Annotated in this window: 19 protein-coding genes; 10 read left to right on the top strand and 9 right to left on the bottom strand. The window is 72.3% G+C overall.

Going from position 1 to position 22,741, the window contains the following annotated elements:
• On the bottom strand, positions 1 to 1,305 hold a 1,305-nt coding region (locus tag FXF51_RS42100), incomplete at its 3' end, for an ATP-binding cassette domain-containing protein (protein ID WP_148440361.1).
• Positions 1,306 to 1,397: 92 nt separating this feature from the next.
• On the opposite strand from FXF51_RS42100, the gene FXF51_RS42095 reads away from it, so the two are divergent.
• From FXF51_RS42095 to FXF51_RS42050, 10 genes are all read left to right on the top strand, one after another.
• The gene (locus FXF51_RS42095; protein WP_148440360.1) at positions 1,398 to 2,465 is read left to right on the top strand and encodes a DUF5937 family protein; all 1,068 of its coding nucleotides are present in this window, start codon (positions 1,398 to 1,400) and stop codon (positions 2,463 to 2,465) included.
• A 74-nt stretch (positions 2,466 to 2,539) separates the two neighbouring features.
• A complete protein-coding gene (locus FXF51_RS42090; RefSeq protein ID WP_148440359.1) occupies positions 2,540 to 3,673 on the top strand; it encodes a zinc-binding dehydrogenase in 1,134 nt (377 codons plus the stop codon).
• Positions 3,674 to 3,710: 37 nt separating this feature from the next.
• Positions 3,711 to 5,072, top strand: a complete 1,362-nt coding sequence (locus tag FXF51_RS42085; protein WP_148440358.1) for an ABC transporter substrate-binding protein — start codon at positions 3,711 to 3,713, stop codon at positions 5,070 to 5,072.
• Positions 5,069 to 5,959 (top strand): carbohydrate ABC transporter permease, encoded by an 891-nt coding sequence (locus tag FXF51_RS42080; protein WP_262380183.1) that lies wholly within the window; start codon positions 5,069 to 5,071, stop codon positions 5,957 to 5,959. The genes FXF51_RS42085 and FXF51_RS42080 overlap by 4 nt, the downstream gene beginning before the upstream one ends.
• Positions 5,953 to 6,783 carry a carbohydrate ABC transporter permease gene (locus FXF51_RS42075; protein WP_148440357.1) on the top strand — a complete coding sequence of 277 codons (831 nt, stop codon included), beginning with the start codon at positions 5,953 to 5,955 and terminating at the stop codon, positions 6,781 to 6,783. Before FXF51_RS42080 ends, FXF51_RS42075 begins: the two co-directional genes overlap by 7 nt.
• A gap of 5 nt (positions 6,784 to 6,788) precedes the next feature.
• Positions 6,789 to 7,949, top strand: a complete 1,161-nt coding sequence (locus FXF51_RS42070; RefSeq protein WP_148440356.1) for a mandelate racemase/muconate lactonizing enzyme family protein — start codon at positions 6,789 to 6,791, stop codon at positions 7,947 to 7,949.
• Positions 7,950 to 7,962: 13 nt separating this feature from the next.
• The gene (locus FXF51_RS42065) at positions 7,963 to 8,634 is read left to right on the top strand and encodes a GntR family transcriptional regulator (RefSeq protein WP_187414875.1); all 672 of its coding nucleotides are present in this window, start codon (positions 7,963 to 7,965) and stop codon (positions 8,632 to 8,634) included.
• Positions 8,627 to 10,042 carry an NAD-dependent succinate-semialdehyde dehydrogenase gene (locus tag FXF51_RS42060; protein ID WP_148440354.1) on the top strand — a complete coding sequence of 472 codons (1,416 nt, stop codon included), beginning with the start codon at positions 8,627 to 8,629 and terminating at the stop codon, positions 10,040 to 10,042. The genes FXF51_RS42065 and FXF51_RS42060 overlap by 8 nt, the downstream gene beginning before the upstream one ends.
• Positions 10,039 to 11,061 carry a DUF2804 domain-containing protein gene (locus FXF51_RS42055; protein ID WP_222871702.1) on the top strand — a complete coding sequence of 341 codons (1,023 nt, stop codon included), beginning with the start codon at positions 10,039 to 10,041 and terminating at the stop codon, positions 11,059 to 11,061. The genes FXF51_RS42060 and FXF51_RS42055 overlap by 4 nt, the downstream gene beginning before the upstream one ends.
• A gap of 67 nt (positions 11,062 to 11,128) precedes the next feature.
• Positions 11,129 to 12,736, top strand: a complete 1,608-nt coding sequence (locus FXF51_RS42050; protein WP_148440353.1) for an amidase — start codon at positions 11,129 to 11,131, stop codon at positions 12,734 to 12,736.
• Between the two features lie 88 nt (positions 12,737 to 12,824).
• Here FXF51_RS42050 and FXF51_RS42045 read toward each other — a convergent pair whose 3' ends face one another.
• The 8 genes from FXF51_RS42045 to FXF51_RS42010 form a co-directional block, all read right to left on the bottom strand.
• On the bottom strand, positions 12,825 to 13,589 hold the full coding sequence (locus tag FXF51_RS42045) for a DUF899 family protein (protein ID WP_148440352.1): 765 nt from the start codon (positions 13,587 to 13,589) through the stop codon (positions 12,825 to 12,827).
• A gap of 176 nt (positions 13,590 to 13,765) precedes the next feature.
• Positions 13,766 to 14,521: a GntR family transcriptional regulator gene (locus tag FXF51_RS42040; protein ID WP_148440351.1), complete on the bottom strand. Its 756-nt coding sequence runs from the start codon at positions 14,519 to 14,521 to the stop codon at positions 13,766 to 13,768.
• A gap of 33 nt (positions 14,522 to 14,554) precedes the next feature.
• Positions 14,555 to 15,355, bottom strand: coding sequence for a tryptophan synthase subunit alpha (trpA, locus tag FXF51_RS42035; protein WP_148440350.1), 801 nt, complete (start codon positions 15,353 to 15,355; stop codon positions 14,555 to 14,557).
• Positions 15,352 to 16,509 carry a tryptophan synthase subunit beta gene (trpB, locus tag FXF51_RS42030; protein WP_148440349.1) on the bottom strand — a complete coding sequence of 386 codons (1,158 nt, stop codon included), beginning with the start codon at positions 16,507 to 16,509 and terminating at the stop codon, positions 15,352 to 15,354. The genes trpA and trpB overlap by 4 nt, the downstream gene beginning before the upstream one ends.
• A gap of 226 nt (positions 16,510 to 16,735) precedes the next feature.
• Entirely contained in the window at positions 16,736 to 17,329 is a 594-nt protein-coding gene (locus tag FXF51_RS42025) for a hypothetical protein (protein ID WP_262380182.1), read from the bottom strand.
• Positions 17,330 to 17,673: 344 nt separating this feature from the next.
• Positions 17,674 to 19,131 (bottom strand): MDR family MFS transporter, encoded by a 1,458-nt coding sequence (locus FXF51_RS42020; RefSeq protein ID WP_262380181.1) that lies wholly within the window; start codon positions 19,129 to 19,131, stop codon positions 17,674 to 17,676.
• Between the two features lie 101 nt (positions 19,132 to 19,232).
• On the bottom strand, positions 19,233 to 20,870 hold the full coding sequence (locus FXF51_RS42015) for an SMP-30/gluconolactonase/LRE family protein (protein ID WP_222871700.1): 1,638 nt from the start codon (positions 20,868 to 20,870) through the stop codon (positions 19,233 to 19,235).
• A 26-nt stretch (positions 20,871 to 20,896) separates the two neighbouring features.
• Complete coding sequence (locus FXF51_RS42010; RefSeq protein WP_148440345.1) at positions 20,897 to 22,717, bottom strand: flavin-containing monooxygenase; 1,821 nt, start codon at positions 22,715 to 22,717, stop codon at positions 20,897 to 20,899.
• Positions 22,718 to 22,741 lie beyond the last annotated feature (24 nt).

Raw genomic sequence — 22,741 nt, 5'->3', positions numbered from 1 at the left:
CACGGTGCCCGAGTCGGGCTCGTACAGGCCGGAAAGGATCTTGGCCAGGGTGGTCTTGCCGGAGCCGTTCTCGCCGACGAAGGCGACGATCTCGCCCCGCTTGACCTCCACGGACACGCCGCGCAGCGCGGGTTCCCCGATCCCCGGGTAGGTGAAGGTCAGGTCGCTGGCGGTGATGCGGTCGAAGCCCTCCGGCGCGGGCAGCGGGCGCGACGGGATCAGGCGGCGCTCGGCGTCGTCGCAGAACCGCAGGAAGTCGGTGAAGTAGAGCCCCTGCTCGTAGAGGTGGTTGGTGGTGAACAGCAGGCCCGACAGCGAGCCCTGGCTCGACCGGATGGCCAGCACGGCGGTGCCCGCCACCGCCAGCGGGATGGCGCCGATCGTCAGCAGCACGCCCAACGCCAGGTAGACCACGGCGCTGCCGAGGCCGCTGAGCGCGTTGCCGGCCAGCCGGGTGAGCGTCTGCCGCCTGACCAGCTTGAGCATCTCCTCCTGCTCGGCCCTGGCCACCGCGTCGTAGACGCGCAGCAGGAAGCGCCGCATGGTGAACGCCCGCACCTCGGCCGCGGGCTCACGGTCGGCCAGCAGCTCGGCGAGGATCCACTTGCGGCGGCGGGCCGGGCCGAGCCCGTACATGGTGGAGTAGCGCTGGCGCGCGCTGCGGACCGCGGCCCACGCGTCGGGCAGCACGGCCAGCAGGAGCAGCGGCAGCAGCACCGGATGCAGCAGGCCCAGGACGCCGGCCGCCGCCGCCAGCCCCACCAGGGACGTGACCACGTCCACGGCCGACGACACCACGAAGCTGGCGGTGCCCGCGCCCCGGCCCCTGGCGCGTTCCAGGGCGTCGTGGAACTCCGGGTCGTCGAACGCGACCAGCTCGACCCGGCTGGTCAGCGAGTACAGCCGCTCCTCGGCGGCGCGCTCGATCTGCGGGCTCAGCCGCGCCTCCGCCCAGCTCGCGCCCGCCTGCAGCAGCGTGCGGAGCACGGCGGCGGCGCCGACCAGGACCAGGCTGGGCAGCGCCGCCAGCACCCGGTAGGGGGTCGGCCCCTCGCTGAACAGCGCGGTGAGCACGCCGGTGGTGGCCAGCAGGCCGAACGCGGTGACGATCCCGCCGAGCAGGTTGAGCGAGACGGTGGTCATGGTGTCGCGCGGCCCCGCCTGCCAGGCCAGGCGTAAGGCCTGGCCGATGAGGGAGGGCAGCCGCCTGGCGATGGTCAGGAAGCCGACCCCGGCCATGGTGTCGTGGTGGAAGTGGTAGTCGGAGGGTGCGATCTCGCCGAGTTCGAGGGGCTCATCGGGCATGAGGGAAGTGTGCCCACCGGGGCTGACAAACCGCTGATCCCCTATCGTGACCGGGAAGGCCCAGCACCTCCCGTCAACGGGAAGAGACGGACATGTCCCCTCGTTCGCGCGGTGTCCTGAGGATCGTCTTCACCTCCGAGGACCTGGCGCTCACGCGCCCGGCTACCCGGACCGACCTGCTGTGGGAGATGGTCGGCAGCCTGCACCGGCTGCAGGCCCGCGACGGCGGGGGCGCGATGGCCTGCTGGCGGCGCCAGGCCCGCACCCGGCTGACCGGGGACGGCCTGCTGACGGACGTGCGCTCGCTGCTGCTCCCGCTCGTCCCGCGCGGCCCGTACTTCCCCGACTTCCTGACCCCCATCGAGGCGCAGTCGGGCGACGAGCAGGCCCTTCAGGCGCTCGCCGACACGCCCCGTGGACGGCTGCGGGCGGAGCTGGACCGGCTGCGCAGCAGCTCAGGGCCATTCTCCGCCGGCCTGACCGACCTCGCACGCGGGGACGCGCACGCCGTCAGACGCCTCGGGCGGCTCGTCGCGCGCTACTGCGACGCGGCGCTCGCGCCGCAGTGGCCGCAGGCGGAGCCCGCCCTGGCCCAGGAGCGCGCCATCCTGGCGCGGCACCTGGCCGCGGGCGGCGCCGAGCAACTGCTCGCCCACCTCGCACCGGCGGCGCGCTGGCGCCCGCCCGTGCTGGAGATCGATTACCCGCCCGGCCTGAGCAGGGAGATCCACCTCAGGGGACGGGGGCTGACGGTGATCCCGTCGTACTTCTGCCGGGGGCACCCGGTGGCGCTGGTGGACCCGGCGCTGCCGCCCGTCCTGGCCTGCCCCATCCCGCGCCGCGCCGCCACGACCGCCGCCACCGCCGGAGACGCCCTGGTGGCGCTGCTCGGACGGACGCGGGCGGAGATCCTGAGCTGCATCGCCCGCGAGCCCGGCTGCAGCACCAGCGAGCTGGCCCGGCAGGTGGGGGTATCGGTGCCGACGGCCAGCGAGCACGCCTGCGTCCTGCGCCAGGCCAACCTCATCGCCAGCGTCCGTCAGGTCAACCTCGTCCTGCACCACCCGACCGAGCTGGGCGCCGGGCTCCTCGCCGGCGCCCCGGCCCGCCGACCGGCTTCCCCGGTCACGGCGAACCCCGTGCCGGAAACATTCAGGTAACAACACTTGACCGACAAAAAAGGGACGAACTAGCTTCTACTGCATTCTATAGAATCCAGAATGCGGAGGCGGGGATGAACGAGACGGCGCGTGCGGCGATCGTCACGGGCGTCGCCGGCGACGTGGAGATCCGCTCATACGATCTGCCCCGCCCCGGCCCCGGCGAGTTCGTGCTCGAAGTCGAGTTGTGCGGCATGTGCGGCACGGACGCCCACATCTACCGCGGCCGGCTGGACAGCGTGCGCTTCCCGGCCCTGCTCGGGCACGAGATCGTCGGCCGCCTGACGGTGCTCGGCGAGGGCGTTCGCGCCGACCACGCGGGCCGTCCCATCGAGGTCGGCGACCGGGTGGGCGTCTTTCCCGCGCTGAGCTGCGGCCGGTGCTACCAGTGCACCGTCCGCGGGCGGCCGGGAAGCTGCCCGGAGCGCCGTCCCTCGTACGGCTTCGCCTCGCCCGCCGACCGCCCGCCGTACCTGACCGGCGGCTTCGCCACCCACCTGTACGCCTCCAACGCCGGGACGGTCTTCTATCGCACCGATCTGGACCCGGCGGTGGCGGTGCTGCAGGAGCCGCTGTCGGTGGCCCTGCACGGCTTGGAACGTTCCCGCGTGAGGATCGGCTCCACTGTGGTCGTCCAGGGCGTCGGCGCGATCGGCCTGATGGCGGTCGTGGCGGCCAGGGCGGCGGGCGCGGCGAGGATCGTCGCCGTGGGCCGGCCACCGGTGCGGCTGGAACTGGCCGCGGCGCTCGGCGCGGACGAGGTCGTGGACATCGACCGCGTCACCGACCCCGCGCGGCGCGCGCATGCCGTGCGTGACGCGCTCGGCGAGAGCCGCGGCGCGGACGCGGTGATCGGCACCGCCGGCTCACCCGCGGCGTTCACCGAGGCCATCGGCCTGGTCGCCGACGGCGGGACGCTGGCGGAGCTGGGCAACTTCACCGATCGCGGCACCGTGCCGTTCAACCCCTTCAGCGACCTGCTCAAGCGCGACATCACGATCGCCGGCGTCTACGGTGCCGGCCCCGACATGCAGCGCAGATACCACAGCGCGCTCACCCTCCTGCAGCGCGGCGGCCTGCCCTTCGACCAGGTCGTCAGCCACCGCGTGCCGCTGTCCGGCGCCCGGCGGGCGCTGGAGGCGCTCGGTGGCGACTACCGGCTCGACGATCGGGAGATCGTCAAACTCGCCATCGACCCGCGCGCCTGACCCGCAATCCCCCACCCCCTGCAAGGAGAAGCTGATCATGCCAAGAAAGATCCGCCTGGTCGCGGCGGTGTCCGCGATCGGGTTGTCGCTCGCCGCCTGCGGCTCGGCCGCCGAGGAGATTCCCGCGGACGGTGGCGGGCTCGGCAGCGCGAGCGCCCCGGTGTCGATCCGCGTCATCGCCAACGACGCGTTCGCCAAGCAGTGGCAGGACCAGCTCGTCCCGGAGTTCAACAAGAAGTATCCGAACATCAAGGTCACGGTGGACGGCGTCCCGTACAACGACCAGCTCGCCAAGACGATGCTGGAGCTGACCGGCACCACCGCGACCTACGACGCCGTGCTCGCCGACGACCCGTGGCTGCCGCAGCTCGCCAAGACAGGCGCGTTGTACGACCTCAAGGGCCCCGAGCTGGCCAAGTGGAACGACGCCGGCTACGACTGGGCCGACATCAACCCCACGCCGCTGGCGGCCGGTGAGTGGGAGGGCAAGCAGTACGCGGTCCCGGTCCGCTCGAACCTGCTGCTGATGTTCTACAACAAGAGCCTGTACAAGAAGGCCGGGGTGCGGGAGCCGAGCTCCGAGACGACCTGGGAGCAGTACTTCGCCGACGCCAAGAAGCTCGTCCAGGACACCGACGGCGACGGCAAGACCGACTCGTGGGCCGTCGGCACGTACTTCACCAAGGACCCGCTGACCCCCACCGTCTGGCAGACGGTGCTCAACTCCAACGGCGGGAAGCTGCTGGACGACAAGCAGCAGGTGACCTTCGCCGACGCGAACGGCGTCAAGGCCCTGCAGACGCAGGTGGACCTGCTCAAGTACGCGCCTCCCGGGGCGAGCACGTACCAGTTCAACGAGCCGCTGGAGGCTTTCCGCCAGGGGAAGACGGCCACCATGTTCATGTGGGGCAGCGTCTACAAGGGCACGGCCGTCGACAAGGAGAGCACGACCCTGACGCCCGGGGAGGTCGGCGTGACAACACTGCCCGCGGGCACGGCGGGCCCCGGCACGCACCGCGGCATCTGGACGGCCGGCATCTCCAAGCGCTCCCAGCACCCGGCCGCCGCCTGGACCTGGCTGCAGTGGCTCACCTCCAAAGAGGGCGAGCAGTTCACCGCCAAGGCGTTCGGCACGTTCCCTGCGCGTAACTCCACCCTCGACGGCACCCCGCCCGCCGACTGGGCCAAGCCCGTCTACGCGGCGCTGAAGGAGGGCTACGAGGTCGCCACCAAGAACCAGATGTGGCGCCCGCGCCTGCCCGAGTCCGACGCCGTGCAGCAGATCCTCGCGCTCCAGACCAGCCGGGCCATGTCCGGCCAGGCGACCTCGCAGCAGGCCATCGACCAGGCCGCGAAGGAGATCACCGAGCTGCTGAAGACCAAGGGCTACGGCCAGTGATCGGTCGCCGCGTGCGGCTGGGGGAGCCGGGCACGGCCTGGATCTTCATGACCCCGGCCCTGCTCCTGCTCGCCGGCATGCTGCTCTACCCGATCTTCTACACCTTCTGGGTCAGCCTGTCGGACTTCGACCTGGCGACCTTCCAGCCGGCCGGCTGGGTCGGCCTGCGCAACTACACGGCCGTGCTGCACGATCCGGGGTTCCTGGAGTCGCTCAAGGTCACCGGCGTCTACCTGGTGATCGCGCTGCCGCTGCAGATGGTGCTGGGATTCGCCATCGCGTTCCTGCTCAACGTCGAGTGGCGGGGGCGGGGCGTGCTGCGCGCCCTGTTCCTGGTGCCCATGGTCGTCGCGCCCGTGGTGGCCGGCGGCGTGTGGCGGATGCTGCTCGACCCGCTCTGGGGCGTCGTCAACTACGCGCTGGGCCTGGCCGGGATCGGCCCGGTCGAGTGGATCGGCGATCCCACGCTGGCCATGGCCAGTGTCATCATCATCGACACCTGGCGGTGGACGCCTTTCGTGGTCCTGATCGCCGCGGCTGGGATCATGGCGCTGCCCGGCGAGGTGTACGAGGCCGCCAAGACCGACGGCGCCGGCCGCTGGCAGACGCTGTGGCGGGTCACGCTGCCGCTGCTCGTGCCGGTGATGGCCGCCGCGTTCGTGGTCCGCTGGCTGGGCGCGGTCAAGATGTTCGACATCGCGCTCGCCGCCACGAAGGGCGGCCCTGGCAACGCCACGAACGTGGTCAACCTCTACATCTATGAGAAGGGGTTCAGGAGCCTGGAGTTCGGCTCGGCCTCCTCCATGGCCACGATCGTGCTGGTGATCACCATGGCCCTGACCTATGTCCTGTTCCGCGTCAGCCACCGTCTGGAGAACCGATGGTGAGGCCCCGTCTGGGACGCTGGGCCGCGATCGCCGGCGCCTGCCTGGTGACGCTGCTCTTCCTGCTCCCGGTCCTCTACATGATCAGCATCTCCTTCAAACTGCCGAAGGACATCTTCACCGTCCCGCCGCGCTGGCTGAGCGAGCTCACCTTCGACAACTACGTCAGCTACTTCCAGCAGGCCCGCATCCTGCCCCGCATGATCAACACGATCATCGTGGCGGTCGGAGCGTCGGCCATCTCGATGGTGGCGGGGTCCATGGCGGGCTACGCCTTGTCGCGGATGAGGACGCGCGGTGCGAACGTGGCCGCCGGGCTCATCCTGGCCTCCCGGGCGGTGCCGCCGATCGCCCTGGTCGTGCCGCTGTTCCTGGTGGCGCGCAAGCTGGGGCTGACCGACCAGTACATCACCGTGATCCTGGCCTACGTCACCTTCCTGGTGCCGTACGTGGTGTGGCTCATGCGGGCCTTCTTCCGCAGCCTGCCGCCCGAACTGGAGGAGGCGGCGATGATTGACGGCTGCACCCGGTTCGGGGCGTTCTTCCGCATCATCGTGCCCACCAGCATGACCGGGCTGATCTCCACGCTGATCTTCTGCATCATCCTGGCCTGGGAGGAGTTGCTGTTCGCGCTCATCCTCACCAATGACAAGTCGGTCACCATCCCGGTCGCGATCGCGGGTATCGCCGCCGACACCGAGAAGGGCGGCATGTGGGGGCCGCTGGCAGCGGTCGGCGTGCTCACCGTACTGCCCGTGGTGATCTTCGCGCTGGCCGTACAGAAGTACCTGATCAAGGGTCTCGCCGACGGCGCGACCAAGGGGTGAGACAGATGCGGATCACAGACGTGCGCGGGCGCGTCATCGAGCTGGCCTACCCGAGGCCGTTCGCTCCGTCGTGGGCGCCGGAGGGCGCGCACCGGGCGATGTCGGCGATCATCGTCGAGGTCGAGACGGACGAGGGGATCATCGGGGTGTCCGGCGGTGACATGGGCCACGGCACCGGCCCCATGCTGCTGGAGGCGATCCGGGGCTGGATCCGGCCACAGCTCGTCGGCCTGGACCTGTTCGCGACGACGCACGTGGCCAACCGGCTGCGTTACGTGGCCGAGTACGTCTTCCCCCGGCCCTGGGTCGTCGGCGTGGCCGTGTGGGACGCGGTCGGAAAGGCGTGCGGCCAGCCCCTGTACAAGCTGTGGGGCGGCCACGCCGGGACGATCCGCGCCTACGCCAGCTTCGGCGAGGTGCGGGGGCCGCGGCAGCGGGCCGAGGACGCCCTGCGGGCGGTCGAGGCCGGCTTCCAGGGCATCAAGCTGCGCGTCCACGCGGCCACCATCGCCGAGGACGTCGCGCAGGTCGCGGCCGTGCGAGAGGCGGTCGGCCCGGACGTGGCCCTCATGGTGGACGCCAACCAGGCTGCCTCCCGCTGGCGGTACGCGCCGGACGGCAGCCGCCTCATCTGGGACTACGAGCGAGCACTGGTCACGGCCAGGGAGCTGAGCGGGCTCGCAGTGGCCTGGCTGGAGGAGCCGCTGCCGCGCCACGACTACCGGGCGCTGTGCGAGCTGACCGCCGCCTCGCCGATCCCGATCGCGGGCTGCGAGCACAACCGGGGCATCGGACAGCTCGTCCGGATGCTGGAGGACGAGTGCTTCGACATCTTCCAGCCCGACGCCAACGAGAGCGAGGAGATCGGCGCGCTGCGCGACTTCGCCGCGATGGCGGCGGCCCGGCAGCGCCGGGTGATCCCGCACGCCTGGGCCACCGGGCTCGGTGTGGCGGGCAACCTGCAGCTGTGCGCGTCGCTGCCGAACTGTGACTGGCTGGAATACCCCTACGACCCGCCGGTGATCGTTCCGGAGGTTTTCCATGCGATGCTGACCGAGCCGCTGCTGCCCGATTCCTCCGGTCTGGTACGCGTTCCCGAGGGTCCCGGACTCGGCGTAGAGCTGGACTATGCGGCGATCGAATCGCTCACCGTACAGCAGGTCTGAAGGGTTGCCGATCATGGCAGAACCACGTTCCCCGTTCCGCACCAAGGCCGACCTCGCCGCGGAGCACATCAAGCACCTCATCATGACCGGTGCTGCCGCGCCGGGAACGAAGATCATCACGAGAGTGGTGGCGGAGGCCGTCGGCATCAGCGAGACGCCGGTCCGCGAGGCCATCAAGCAGCTCTGCTCGGAGGAGTGGCTGGTCGAGAGGCCACACGTGGGCGCGGTGGTGGCGGCGTTCACGGTGGAGAACGTGCGCGAGCTCTACAGTGTACGGGCCGCCCTGACGGCGCTTGCGCTGGAGCTGGGCGGTGAGGCGCTGACCGGCGAGCGGCTGGCCGCCGTGGACGAGGTGCTGGCCGGCTGTGAGATCGCCGTTCGCGACGGCGACGTGGCCACGTTCGCCCGGCTCAACCGGCGCTTCCACTCCCTGCTCTGCGACACCGAGCACAGCAGGCTCACGCACCGCATGCTGCAGGGGCTCTGGGCCAGGACGGAGACCGCGCAGCGCGGCTTCCGCCTGGTGCCCTGGCGGCTGCCGGAGTCGCACGCCGAGCACGTGGCGATCAGGGACGCCCTGGTGGCCGGTGACATCGCGCTGGCCAGCCGGTTGCAACACGCGCACGAGATGGCCGCCATGGAAGCACTGATCGACGGGATACGGGAGGCAAAAAGGGATGCCTGAGACAAACCGGGCGCTGATCGGCGGAAGATGGCACGCGGGGCCACGCACGTTCACCGTGTTCGACCCCGCCACGGGCGCGCCCGTAGGCGAGGTGGCCGACTGCGGCCCCGAACTGACCGGCCGCGCGATCGACGCCGCCGCGGCTGCCTTGCCGGGCTGGCGCGCGCTGCCCGCGCACGAGCGGGCCGAGCTGATGCGCAGAGCCGCGGCCGAGCTGACCGGCCGGGCCGCCGGGATCGGCGCCGTCATGACCGCAGAGCAGGGCAAGCCCCTGGCCGAGGCCACCGCTGAAGTGCTTTCCGGCGCTGACCACCTGCTCTGGGCGGCGGAGGAGACCCGCCGCCTGTACGGGCAGACGGTCCCCGGCGCGGCCGAGGGCAACCGGATCTTCCTGCTGCCCGAGCCGGTGGGAGTGGTGGCCGGCATCACGCCGTGGAACTTCCCGGTCTCGATGATCACCCGCAAGCTGGGCCCGGCGCTGGCCGCCGGCTGCACGGTGGTGCTCAAGCCCGCCGAGCAGACCCCGATGTCGGCCATCGCGGTGGCCGGCGCGTTCACTGCGGCCGGGCTGCCGCCCGGTGTGTTCAACCTGGTGCCGACCTCCGAACCGGCGCGCTTCGCCGGGGCCGTGATGGCCGACCCGCGCGTACGCAAGGTCTCCTTCACCGGCTCGACCGAGGTCGGAAAGGAGTTGATCAGACGCAGCGCGGACGACGTCAAGCGGCTGAGCGTGGAACTCGGCGGACACGCGCCCGTGCTCGTCTACCCCGACGCCGACCCCGTGGCAGCCGCCGCGGCCGTGGCCCGCAGCAAATTCCTCAACGCCGGGCAGGCGTGCACCTCGCCCAACCGCATCTACGTCCACCGCGACGTGGCAGCCGCGTTCACCGAGGCGCTGACCGGCCACGCCGAGGCCATCACCCTCGGCCAGGACATGGGGCCGCTGATCGACGCGGCGGCACTGGCCAAGGTCGAGCGGCACGTCGAGGACGCGCTGGCCCGCGGTGCCAAGGCGCTGACCGGCGGGCGGCGGCCTGAGCGGCCCGGCACGTTCTACCCGCCGACCGTGCTCACCGGGGTCACCGGCGACATGCTCGTCTGCCGGGAGGAGACGTTCGGGCCGGTCGCTCCGGTGATCGAGTTCGACGACGTGGACGCGGTGGTGGCCGCGGCGAACGCGACGCCGTACGGGCTGACCGCGTACGTGTGGACGTCGGACCTGACCCGGACCTTGCGGGTGGCCGAGGAACTGGAGTTCGGCATGGTGACCGTGAACGGCGGGCCGCTGGCGCCGCCGCAGGCGCCGTTCGGCGGGATGAAGAACAGCGGGTACGGCAGGGAGGGCGGCAGCCTCGGCGTGGCCGACTACCTGGAGTACAAGTATCTCAGCGTGGGGCTGGGCCGATGACGAAGCACACGATGCACGCCAACGCCGTACACGAGCGGGAGATCACCGCCCGGGTGGATCTGTGCCGGCCCGACGGGCGGCTCAACCCCGAGGCCGTCGGATGGAGCCGGGTCCCCCTGCACCGCGCCAACATCCGAGGCTGGGGCCGTACCATGCGCTGGGACTACTGGGCCGTGACCAGCGCCGACCTGGTGTTCGCCTTCAGCGCGAGCAGTCTCGACTACCTGGCGGGGGAGTCGGCATTCTTCCTCGACCGGCACACCGGCGAGCAGGTGACCAGCCGTGGCCTGCTCGTGCCCGCCAGGAACGTCTCCTTCTCCGGGCGCAGCGGCGAGGGCAGCGTACGGATCGGCGCCGGCGCGGTGCGCATCAGCACCGACGAGACGGCCGGCGGCACCCGGCTGCGGCTCAAGTCGGCCGAGATGGAGGCCGACATCCTGGTCCACCGGGTGCCGGGACGGGAGAGCCTGTCAGTGGTGGTGCCGTGGTCGGCGCGCCGCTTCCAGTACACGGTCAAGGACGTCGGGCGGCCCGCCGAGGGAACCGTACGCGTCAACGGCGTCACGCGGACCATCTCCGCGGACGAGGCGCTGGCCACCCTCGACCTCGGCCGCGGCCGCTGGCCCGGCGACATCCTGTGGAACTGGGGAGCCGGCGCCGGCCGCCCCGGCGGGCGCGACGTGGCAGTCCAGGTCGGCGGCAAGTGGACCGACGGCACCGGCAGCGTCGAGAACGCGCTCATCCTGGACGGCCGCGTTCACAAGATCAGCGAAGAGCTGATCTGGCGGTACGACACCTCCGACTGGCACGCCCCCTGGCGGATCACCGGCGAGCGGGTGGACCTGGAGTTCGTCCCGGAGCACGTCAGGGCCGCCGACGTGCGCCGGGCGTTCTACATGCGCAGCCGCGAGGCCCAGGCGTTCGGCCACTACCGCGGCACGGTCGTCGCTGACGACGGCGAGATCGTCGACGTCGACGGCCTGTACGGCTGGGCCGAGGAGGTCTACCGCCGCTGGTGAGCCCTCGCCGCCGCCGGCGCGGTCACCGGCGCCGCGTACGACGAGATCGAGGCTACGCTCATGACCCATGAAGCCCATGCATCCCGCACGATGGCCGGCGGTGGTGGCGCTCATCGCCGGCTTATCCGTGGCACCCCCCGCCCACGCCGGCCTCGAGGACACCCGTCACCCCGGCACCGCCCTGCGCGGCCTCGACCTCGACCGCGCGACCGTCCTCGACCTCCAGCGCGCCATGGACCGGGGACGATTCGACTCGGTGACGCTCACCCGCTTCTACCTCGACCGGATCCGCGCAGTGGACCCGCTGCTGCACTCCGTCGTCCAGACCGACCCCGCGGCGGCGCTGAAGGAGGCCGAACGCAGCGACAGACGGCGCCGGCACGGCGGGCGCGGCGCACTGGAAGGCATCCCGGTCCTGCTCAAGGACAACATCGACACCACCGGACGGCTGCGCACCACCGCCGGCTCGCTGGCGCTGCTCGGCTCCCGCCCGGCCCGCGAGGCCTTCCTGGTCGAGCGGCTGCGCGCGGCCGGCGCGGTGATCCTCGGCAAGGCGAACCTCTCGGAGTGGGCCAACTTCCGCTCCTCACCCTCCTCCAGCGGATGGAGCGCCGTCGGCGGCCAGACCAGCAACCCCTACGTCCTGGACCGCAACCCCTGCGGGTCGAGCAGCGGCTCCGCGGTCGCCGCCGCCGCCACCCTGGCCGCGGTGACCATCGGCACCGAGACCGACGGCTCGATCGTCTGCCCGGCGGGCGCCAACGGCGTCGTCGGCATCAAACCCACGATCGGCCTGGTCAGCCGGGCCGGCGTGATCCCCATCTCCGCGCAGCAGGACACCGCGGGCCCGATCACCAGGAACGTCACCGACGCCGCGGCCGTGCTGCAGGCCATCCAGGGCGTGGATCCGCGCGACCCGGCCACCGAGCCGGGAGGCGACCGCGACTACCTCGGCGCGCTGGAGCCCGGCGCGCTGGCCGGCAAGCGCATCGGCGTCTGGCGGTCGGCCGCCGCCGGCGACCAGGAGGTGCTCGCGACCCTGGACGCCGCCGTCGCCACGCTCCGGGCGCGCGGCGCGACCGTGATCGACGACCTGGAGCTTGACGGCATGGACGAGGTCGGCGAGCCGGAGTTCACCGCCCTGCTCACCGAGTTCAAGCACGACCTGAACGCCTACCTGGCCGCCACCCCCGGCAGGCACCCCCGCGACCTGGCCGGGCTGATCGAGTTCAACGAGCGGCACGCCTCGACCGAGTTGCGCTACTTCGGGCAGGAGCTGTTCGAGCAGGCGCAGGCGACCACCGGCGACCTGAACGATCCCGCGTACCGGGCCGCGCGCGAGAAGGCCACCTCGCTGGCCCGGCAGGCGATCGACTCCGTGGTGTCCGCCAACCGGCTGGACGCGGTCCTCGCGCCGACGAACGCCCGTGCCTGGCTCACCGACCTGGTCAAGGGCGACGACTTCAGCGGCTTCGTCTCCTCCTCCGCGCCTGCGGCCGTCTCCGGTTACCCGGCGATCACAGTCCCCGCCGGGTACGCCGGTGACGTGCTGCCGCTGGGCGTCACCTTCTTCGGCACCCGCTTCTCGGAGCCGACCCTGATCGCGCTGGGGTACGCGTTCGAGCAGGCCAGCAAGGCCCGCAAGCCGCCTACGTACCTGCGTACGCTGCCCTGACGCCCTGCCCTTGTGAGGTCCTGCCCCTCTGAGGTCCTGACCGGTGCCGGGCGTACCGGCACCGGTCCCGCACGCGCGGGCCGGCGCGTCAGTGGCAGTGACCGTTCCGCCCCAGGGTGTCCACGGGCGTGGCGCCGGGACGGGTCCACTGCGGCACGGGACGGCTGGTCGGGCCCCAGGTGGGCGCCCCCTCCGCGTCCGAACGCCACGTCCAGCACGCGTCGCGCCCCTTGGGCCGGCCCTCCGGGTTGTCCTCCCACGCCTCGCCGCGGCCGTAGGGCGTCAGGTCGAGCAGCCCCATGGAGCCGTTGACCCGCTCGTTGCCCCGCCCCGTCGTGGAGTAGGTGAGGAACGTGCGCTCGCCGTCGCGCAGGTAGCAGGTGAGGTAGCCCATGCTGTCGCCGATCGGCGCGGGCGCGTCCCGCACCGAGTACCAGGGCTGGGTGTAGCCCATGAACGCGACGAAGGCGGCCACCTCCTCCCAGCGGCCCGTGGTCACGACGGCGAAGGAGACGCCGCGGGCGTTGAGGTAGACGGCGTCCTTCAGATGCCAGGCCGTGGTGGTGCAGCCCTCGCACTGGCCCTGGTGCGGCGCGCCGTCGTACCACATGTGCTTGTAGACCACGAGCTCGTCGCGGCCCTGGAACAGCTCCAGGAACGGGACCGGCCCGTCGGGGCCGACCACCTCGGCCGTCCCGTCGAACTCCACCATCGGCAGCCGGCGGCGGGCCGCGGCGATGGCGTCGCCCTCGCGGGTGTGGGCCTTCTCCCTGGCCAGCAGCTCGTCCCTGGCGGCCTGCCAGGTGGCCAGGTCGGTGACGGGCGGGCGGCCGGGCAGCGGAGCGGTCGTCATGGTGTCCTCCGTGGTGTTGGCGACGGTCACCGGAACTGACTCGCGATCGCGCGGAAACTCATCGCGGCGGACGCTCCTGACACCGGCCGCGGACGGTCAGGCCGTGGACGGTCAGGCCCGGGCCGGCGGGCGGCAGGCGGCTCGGCCACGCGCCACGCATCCGCGAGCCACGCCCTTCAGCTGGTGGCGCCCCAGGTGAGCGACAGCCCGGTGGCGGCGCGTTCGGTGCGGATCTCCATCATGCTGCCGAGGATCGTGGCGTGGTCGGACACCACCGGGGTGGCGTCGAGCGTGTAGGTGATCCGGTTGCTGACGAGCACCGGGCTGCCCTGCGGCTCGTCGAGGTGGCGGGCAGCGGCGGCGTCGAGCAGGCCGGGCCGCACCACCTCGGACGCCCTGGCGACCGCCACCCCGGCGTCGGCGAGCGCGGTGTAGAGGGAGACGGCGGCGAAGTCGCGGTCGCGGATCCGGTCGGCCACCGGCCGCCGCACCCACGACACCTGGTGCACGGCCGGACGCCCCGCGAACTCGCGCACCCGCTCCAGCCGCAGTGCGGTGTCGCCGGGACGCAGCCGCAGCTCGGCGGCGATCCGGGCCGGGGCCCGCCGCATCGCCCGCCCGGCCACCGAGGTGCGCACGTCGTGGCCCTGCTTACGCAGGTCGTCGACCAGGCTGCGAAGCGAGTCGAGCTGGTACGCCAGGTGCGGCGGGGCGACGAACGTGCCCTTGCCGGGCTGCTGCACGATCAGCCGCTCGTCGCTCAGCTCCCGCAGCGCCTGGCGCAACGTCATGAGGGTCACCCCGTAGGCGGTGCTCAGCTCCCGTTGCGGGGGCAGGGCCTCGCCAGGGGCGTAGTGTCCCGACCGGATCTTCGCGGCGAGGTCGGCGGCGATGGCGCGGTATCTCGCCTCGTGCCCGGCGTCGGGGGTCATCGTGGTGCGTCACTCCTGGGTCTTCGTGGTGCGTCACTCCTGGTCGAGGGCTCGGCGCAGGGTCGCGAGGAAGGCTCGCAGATCGTCCGGCCCCGCCCCGTCGAGCACCCGCCGCATGACGGCGGCGCCGACCACCACGCCGTCGGCGTGCCGGCGGGCCTCCCGCGCCTGGTCAGGGGTGGAGATGCCAAATCCTAGCAAGACCGGCCGGTCGGTGGCGCGTCTGAGGCGCGTGGTCAGCTCCGTCGCTCCGGCCGCCAGGGCGGCCCGCTCACCGGTGGTGCCCATCACCGACACCGCGTAGACGAACCCGCGGCTGCGGCGCGCGATCTCCGCCAGCCTCGGCTCCGGCGTCGCCGGTGACGCCAGCAGGGCCAGGTCCACCCCGGCGGCGGCGGCCACGTCCGTCAGCTCGTCCGCCTCGTGCACCGGCAGGTCGGGCACGATGAGGCCGGTGACGCCGGCCTCGCGCAGCGCGGCGCAGAACGCCTCGGGCCCGTCGTGCAGCACCAGGTTGTAGTAGGTGCTGGCGACCAGCGGCACGCCCAGGTCGCGGACCTCGGCCAGGTCGGCGAGGATCCGGCGGGTGCTCGCGCCGCGCGCCAGCGCCGCCTCGCTCGCCTGCTGGATGGTGACGCCGTCGAGCGTGGGGTCGGAGAACGGCAGGCCGACCTCGATCGCGTCGCCGCCGGCCGCGGCGAACGCCTCCAGGTACCGCGTCCAGCCGGGCGTGATCCCGCCGGTGACGTACGGCATGAGCAGGCCGCGTCCCGCGTCCCGGCGGGCACGCAGGTGGCGTTCGACCGGGCCGGCGGCCAGAGTCTGGTCCGTCACAGCAGCTCCTTCAGGGTAGAGATGTCCTTGTCGCCCCGGCCGGACAGCGTCATCAGGACCGTCGCCCCGGCGGGCAGGCCGCCGTCGCCCGCCGCGCGGATCACCCAGGCGAGGGCGTGCGCCGATTCGAGCGCCGGGACGATGCCCTCGGTGCGCGCCAGCCGCACCGCCGCGCCGACCGCCTCGTCGTCGGTCACCGTGTCGTACCGGGCCCGGCCCAGGTCGCGCAGGTGGGCGTGCTCGGGGCCGACGCCCGGGTAGTCGAGCCCGGCGGCGATGGAGTGCGCCTCGACGATCTGGCCGTCGCCGTCCTGCAAGAACAGGGAGCGGCAGCCGTGCAGGACGCCGAGACTGCCGCGGGCCGCGCCCGCGCCGCCGTCCGCCTCGACGCCGACGAAACGCGCCGTCGTGTCGGCGAAACCGGCGAACGTGCCGGCCGCGTTGGAGCCGCCGCCGACGCACGCCACCACGTACCCGGGGACGCCTGCCGCCAGCTCGGCGGCGCACTGCGCGCGGGCCTCCTCGCCGATGACCCGCTGGAACTCCCTGACCATCCACGGGTACGGGTCCGGCCCGACGACCGAGCCGATGCAGTAGTGGGAGTCGCCGGTCGCGCCGACCCAGTGCCGCATGGCCTGGCTGGTGGCGTCCTTGAGCGTGCGGCTGCCCGTGGTCACCGGGATCACCTCGGCGCCCAGCATGCGCATGCGGAAGACGTTCAGCTCCTGCCGCTCGATGTCGCGTTCGCCCATGAAGACGGTGGCCTCCAGGCCGAGCAGCGCGGCGGCGGTGGCGGTGGCCACCCCGTGCTGGCCCGCCCCCGTCTCGGCGATCAGCCGGCGGCGGCCCATCCGGGTGGCGAGCAGGGCCTGGCCCAGCACGTTGTTGATCTTGTGGGAGCCGGTGTGGGTGAGGTCCTCGCGCTTGAGGTACAGCCGCACGCCCAGCTCCCGCGACAGCCTGCGGGCCGGGGTGAGGGGGGTGGGCCGCCCGGCGTGCAGGGCGAGCAGCTCCGCCAGCTCGCCGCGGAAGCCGGGATCCGCCCACGCCTCGCGGAACGCCTCGTCCACCTCGCGGCACGCCTCCACCAGGGATTCCGGCGCGTACCGGCCGCCGTACTCGCCGAAGCGGCCCCGTGCCGTGGGTTCGCCCATCGTTTCGGACGGCTGAACGGGCGCATGCCGTGTCTGGGTCATCTCTGCGCTCACCTCGTTCTATAACTCTGTAGAGAGTTCTATAACAGTGAGTGTGGCATGGGAAGGGCACGGCGCGCCACCTCGGGTGAGCACGAGGAAGCGGCCCACGCCCCTGCAGCGGGCCGGGCCAGGCGCCCGCGTACCCACCGCGGGCCGGACCGTGCGATCGTTCGCGCGGGCTGTTTTATGCGTCGCCGGGGTCCGGCGGTGTGATCTGCAGGGGCACCGCCGTTCCGCCGGCGAGCTCGCGTCCCTGCCGTAGCGTGAAGTCGAGCTGCCTGGCCACCTGGGGGAGGGCCGCCGGCGGCATGTACCCGTCGACGCCGGCGTTGAGCAGCCGCCCGACCGGGCCCTCATACCGGACCCCGAGCTCGTGGTCCTCGATCTCGGCGACGATGACGCGGGCCTCCGGGAACATCAGCCGCAGCCTGCCGATGAGCTGCGGGCTCGCCGGCGGCACCAGCAGCACGTCGGCCGTCTTGGGGGCCGCGTGCATGTCGAGCACCACGTAGTCCGGGCCGAGCTGGTCCGACAGCGCGACCCGGGCCGCGGCCGACAGCTCCATCGCCGTGGCCACGACCGTCACGCCGTCGAGGTCGATCGGTGGCTGCTCGTCGGCTTGCTCCTCCGGCGCGTCGCGGTCGACCACGGCGCCCTGGATCACGTCCACGGTGCTGGAGATCGTCGCGATCGACGCGCCGTCGCGTGTGAGGACCAGGCTCTCGCCGGGTTCGAGGGCGTCGATGAGCGCCACGATGTCTTCGGGCAGGCGGCTCACGTCAAGCTCCTGCCCGGAGCGTGCGGCCCGCTTGCGGCTCACGTCGGCTTGCTGCCCGGCGCGTTTGCGGCTCGCGTCAGGCTGCTGCCCGGAGCGTGCGGCGCGTTTGCGGTTCGCGTCAGGCGGCTGCTCGGAGCGTGCGGCGCGTTTGCGGTTCGCGTCAGGCGGCTGCTCGGAGCGTGCGGCCCGCTTGCGGCTCGCGTCGCGCTGCCTCCCCGAGCGTGACGCTCGTTTGCGGCTCACCATGCTGAGGACAGGCACGCGGCGGCGAGGGCGTCCTGTGTCGTGCGCGGCCCAGTGATCACATCAGTCCCTTCGAGGTTCTGTGATCTTCTTGGATGCCGTCACACGGCCGTTGGTTCGGAGCCGCGCCGGGTTTTCTCCCCCTGGGCCGGCGGCCCGCCCTCCGCCGCCTTCGTCCGCAGGGTGATCGGCTTGAGGAGCAGCGCGGCGACGACACCCACCACGGCGACGGCGGCCGAGATGAGAAAGACGTGCCCGGTGGCGGAACCGTAGGCGGCGGCAGCGGGCACGCCCGCGGCCGTGCCCGCGCCGACCTGGCGGGCCAGGACCGCGCCGAGCACGGCGACGCCGACGGTGCCGCCGAGCGAACGGAAGAACACGACGGTGGCGCTGGCGGCGCCGATGTCGGTCAGCGAGACGGCGTTCTGCACGACGAGCACGAAGTTCTGCAGGGTCAGCCCGACGCCCGCGCCGACGAGCACCATCGCGGCGGCGATGAGCACCATGGACGTGTGCTGGTCGATCAGGCCGAGCACCACGAACCCGGCGGTGAGCGACACGGATCCGGTGATGAGGAACGGCTTGAGCCTCCCGCTGCGGGACACCAGCCGCCCGCCGACGATCGAGGAGACCAGGATGCCCGCCATCATCGGGATGGTGAGCAGCCCCGCCTCGGTGGGCGTGTGGCCGCGGCTGACCTGGAAGTACTGGGTGAGGAAGACCGTCGCGCCGTACATGGCGGTGCCGGCGGCGAGGCTGCCGAGGATCGCCAGGGCGGTGGCGCGCTGCCGGATGATGCGCAGCGGCACGATCGGCTCCGCGACCCGCGACTCGATCCGGAGCGCGACGCCCAGCAGCAGGACGGAGCCGCCGACCATGGCGGCCGTCTGCCAGGAGGCCCAGGCGAAGGCGTCGTCGACGAACGAGATCCAGATCAGCAGGAGGCTGACGCCCGCGGTGATGAACGTGGCGCCCCAGTAGTCGATCCTCACGTTGTCACGGCGGTAGACCGGCAGCCTCAGGGTGAGCTGCAGGATGATCAGCGCCGCGATCGCGACGGGGATGCCGACGAAGAAGCACCACCGCCAGCCCAGCCACGAGGTGTCCACGATGAAGCCGCCCAGCAGCGGGCCGCCGATGGTGGAGATCGAGGTGACGCTGGACAGGTAACCGGCGTACCGGCCGCGTTCGCGGGGCGAGACCAGCGCGGCGATCGCGATGTTGACCAGGGTCTGCAACGCGCCGACGCCGACCCCTTGCAGGGCGCGGGCGGCGATGAGCTGTCCGGCGTCCTGGGAGAGACCGGAGGCGATCGAGCCCGCGACGAAGATCACCACGGCGATCTGGATCAGGGCCCGCTTGGAGAACAGGTCGGCGAGCTTGCCGAAGATCGGGGTGGCGACGGTGGCGGCCAGCAGGGTGGCGGTCACCACCCAGGTGTATTGGGTGGGGGAGCCGTGCAGGTCACCGAGCATGCGCGGCAGCGCGGTGGAGACGACGGTGCTGGCCAGAGTCGAGACGAACAGCGCGAGGAGCAGCCCGCTGAGCGCCTTGAGCACCTGCCGATGGGCGGCGCTCCCGTTGTCTTGTGGCGCGGGACGCCGCTGGTGTGCGGCGCTCCCGTTGTCTTGTGATGCGGGACGCCGCTGGTGTGCGGCGCTCATGGCGTCTTGAGGCGTAGGACGCTGCCGTCGCCGTTCGCGGACAGCACCAGGGCGCCGTCCGGCGTGGCGGCGATCCCGGCGAACGGGCGCGGCATCCCGGGCAGACCGGGCACGACGAACAGGCCGGGCCGGGGATCGGGCGTCGGGCTCGCGACCGGCAGCGAGTCGGCTTCGACCGTGACGTCGCCGGTGGCGGGGTCGATGGCGAGCAGGCGGCGGTGGGCGGTCTCGACAACGTACACGACGCCGTCGTGGACGGTGATCCCCTGAGGGGCGCCGAGCCCGCCGGCGAGCAGCTCGGGCCCGCCGTCCCCGATCCGGTACATCGCCGACAGCCGCTCGTCGGTGACGTAGCAGCGCCCACCGTCCACGGCCACCCCTGCCGGGCTGCCGAGGCCGTCGGCCACCACGCTGACCTGGTCGTCGTGGTCGATGGCGACGACGCGGCCCGCGCCCGACTCGGCGACCAGCAGGGTGCCGTCGGCGCGCACGGCGATGCCCAGCGGGCGGTCCAGGCCGTTCGCTCTGGTGCGCGTCGTGCCGGAGACGCGGTCGTAGGTGCGGACCTGCCCGTACTGGGAGGTGGTGTGGAGCAGGTCGCCGTCGGCGGCGACGCCGTGCACGAAGTTCACCAGCTCGGTGGTGGTGACGTCCTCGTCGGGACGGTCGGCGGGCTGCCCCGCGGGCTGCCCCGCGAACTGTTCTGCGGGCTGTCCAGCGGACTGTTCTGTGGGCTGTTTCGCGGGCTGGGCCAGGCGGTAGTGGTCGGCCACGTGGACGCCGCCGCCCAGATCGACGGTCACTCCGAACGGGCCGCCGAGGTCGCGGGGCACGATCTGGCGGGTACGCCCGTCGCCCGCCAGCTCGGCGACCCCGCCATGGGCGTAACTGGAGACGAACATCCGGTTGTCGGCGTCGAAGGCGGCGTTGTCCAGGGCGTTCAGCTCACTGACGATCGCGGACCTGTCGCCGGTGCCGGCCAGGTCGAGCCGCGTGACGAATCCGGACTCGCCCCGCGACAGGACCAGCAGCACGCCCTCGCGGTCGAAGCGTACGGCGACCGGGTCGGGCACGTCCGCGGCCACCAGCTCGGGCTCGCCGCCGTCGAGCGGGACGCGGAACACCTCGCCGGTGAGCATGTGCGGGTAGTAGAGCCGTCCGTCGGGGCCGAGCTGCATGGCGTTGCCCATGGCCAGGCCCGAGGCGAGCACCGCGGGGTCGTCGCCGAGCTCCAGCAGGCGTCCGCCCGGGATCATCTCGTTGACGAACACGCGGGTGCCGACGCAGGCGATGCCGTTCGGCGCGGTCACCTCGTCGGTGACGAGCGTGAAGTGCCCGGCCGGGTCACGCCGCCACACCCGGCCGGGGACCAGGTCGGTCACGTACATCGCGCCGTCGCTGTCGAAGGCCAGGTCATCGGGGGACTGAAGCGGGCCGTCCGGTGACACGACCACCTCGACGTCGCCGGTCGCCACGTCCACGGCGCTGATCTGCCCGGCCAGGAACTGGGCCACGTACAGGCGGCCGTCCGGACCGAAGGCCATGCCGTTCGAGCCCCACAGCGGGCGCGCCCGGACGAGAGCCTCGACCTTACGGCGCTTCCCCTGCCGCGCGCTCCCCGGCCGGCCGGTCACCGGTCGCGCGCTCCTTGGCTGATCGGTCATCGGCCGCCCGCCAGCACCTCGTCCACGCCGCCCTCGGCCCGCCAGCGGCGCAGCAGGTCGTGGAAGGCGACAGGGCCCGGCCCGAAGGCGAAGCTGACCGGGCGGGGCTTGCCCTCGTTGTTGTAGTAGCCGGGCGTGCACTCGGCCTGGAAACGGCTGTTGTCCGGCGCCAGCTCCCGGATCGTGGCGATCCACGCCTCCTCGGCGTCCTTGGTCGGCTCGACGGTGATGACGCCACGGCGGCGCGCCTCGGCTACGACAGCGCCGATGTGCACGGCCTGCTCCAGCAGGATGTGCACGAAGTTGACCGCGGCGGCGTTCTGCAGCGACCCCAGGTGGAACAGGTTCGGGAAGCCGTTGCTGTAGAAGCCGTGCAGCGTGCGCGGGCCCTGCCGCCAGGTGCCGAGCAGCGGCGCGCCGCCCCGGCCGAACACCGGCAGCGTGCCGGAGACGATGCCCGACCGGCCGACCTCGAAGCCGGTGGCGAAGATGACGCAGTCGACCTCGTACTCCTGGTCGCCGACCACGACCGCCGACTCGGTCATCGCGGTGATGCCGCCGTGGTCGGCGGTGTCCACCAGCGTGACGTTGGGCCGGTTGAACGTCTGCAGGTAGTGGTCGCTGAAGGTGGGGCGCTTGCACATGTAGCGGTACCAGGGCTTGAGCAGCTCCGCGGTGGCCGGGTCGGTGACGACCTCGTCCACGCGGGCGCGGATCTCGTTCATCTTCTGGAAGTCGGCGATCTCGTCGAGGTACGCGCGTTCCTCGGGCGACAGATCGGTGTCGACGGTGCCCGCCAGCAGGTTGCGCTGGAGGCGCGCGGTGCTGGTCCAGCCGTCGTCGATCAGGTCCTGTTCGGCGTGCCCGCCGGTGACGACGGTGAGGAAGTTGTCCATCCGCTCCCGCTGCCAGCCGGGCTTGAGGGAGGCGGTCCAGGCCGGGTCGGTGGGGCGGTTGTCGCGGACGTCCACCGAGGAGGGGGTGCGCTGGAAGACGTACAGGTGCTGGGAGTCGCGCGCCAGGTGCGGGATGACCTGGATGCCGGTGGCGCCGGTGCCCACGACCGCGACCCGCTTGCCGCCGAGCTTGTGCAGGCCGCCCTCCGCCGAGCCGCCGGTGTAGCCGTAGTCCCAGCGGCTGGTGTGGAACGTGTGCCCCTTGAACGTCTCGATGCCCGGGATGCCGGGCAGCTTCGGCTGGGCCAGGGTGCCGGCGGACATCACGACGTAGCGGGCCCGGAAGTCGTCGCCGCGGTCGGTGCGCACCTGCCATTCGTCCGCGTCGTCGTCCCAGCGCAGCTCCGTGACGCGGGTGTGGAACATCGTGTCGCGGTACAGGTCGTAGAGCTTGGCGATCGCGACGGCGTGCTGGCGGATCTCCTCGCCGGGCGCGTACCGCATGGTGGGCAGGTAGCCGACCTCTTCGAGCAGCGGCAGATAGACGGACGACTCGATGTCGCAGTGGATGCCCGGGTAGCGGTTCCAGTACCAGGTGCCGCCGAAGTCGCCGGCCTCGTCAAGCATCCTGATGCCGTCCACGCCGGCCTCGCGCAGCTTGGCCCCGGTGAGCAGTCCGCCGAAGCCGCCGCCGACCACCAGCGCCTCGACCCGGTCGCGGACCGGCTCCCGCTCGGTGCGCGGCGTGTACGGGTCGGCCGCGTAGTAGCCGAACTCGCCGCGGGCGCCCTGGTACTGGGCGTTGCCGTCGGGCCGCAGCCGGCGGTCGCGTTCGTGGCGGTACCTGGCGCGCAGCGCGTCCGGGTCGAAGCCCGGCTCCGCGACGGTGAGAGGCGCGGGCGGCTTCGCAGACTGGTCCATGGATGCCCTTCCGGTTGTGGCGCC

Source organism: Nonomuraea sp. PA05, from assembly GCF_008086045.1.
GTDB lineage: Bacteria > Actinomycetota > Actinomycetes > Streptosporangiales > Streptosporangiaceae > Nonomuraea > Nonomuraea monospora.
The sequence above is the reverse complement of the archived record's forward strand: the minus strand, read 5'-3'. Positions and strand labels throughout refer to the sequence as shown.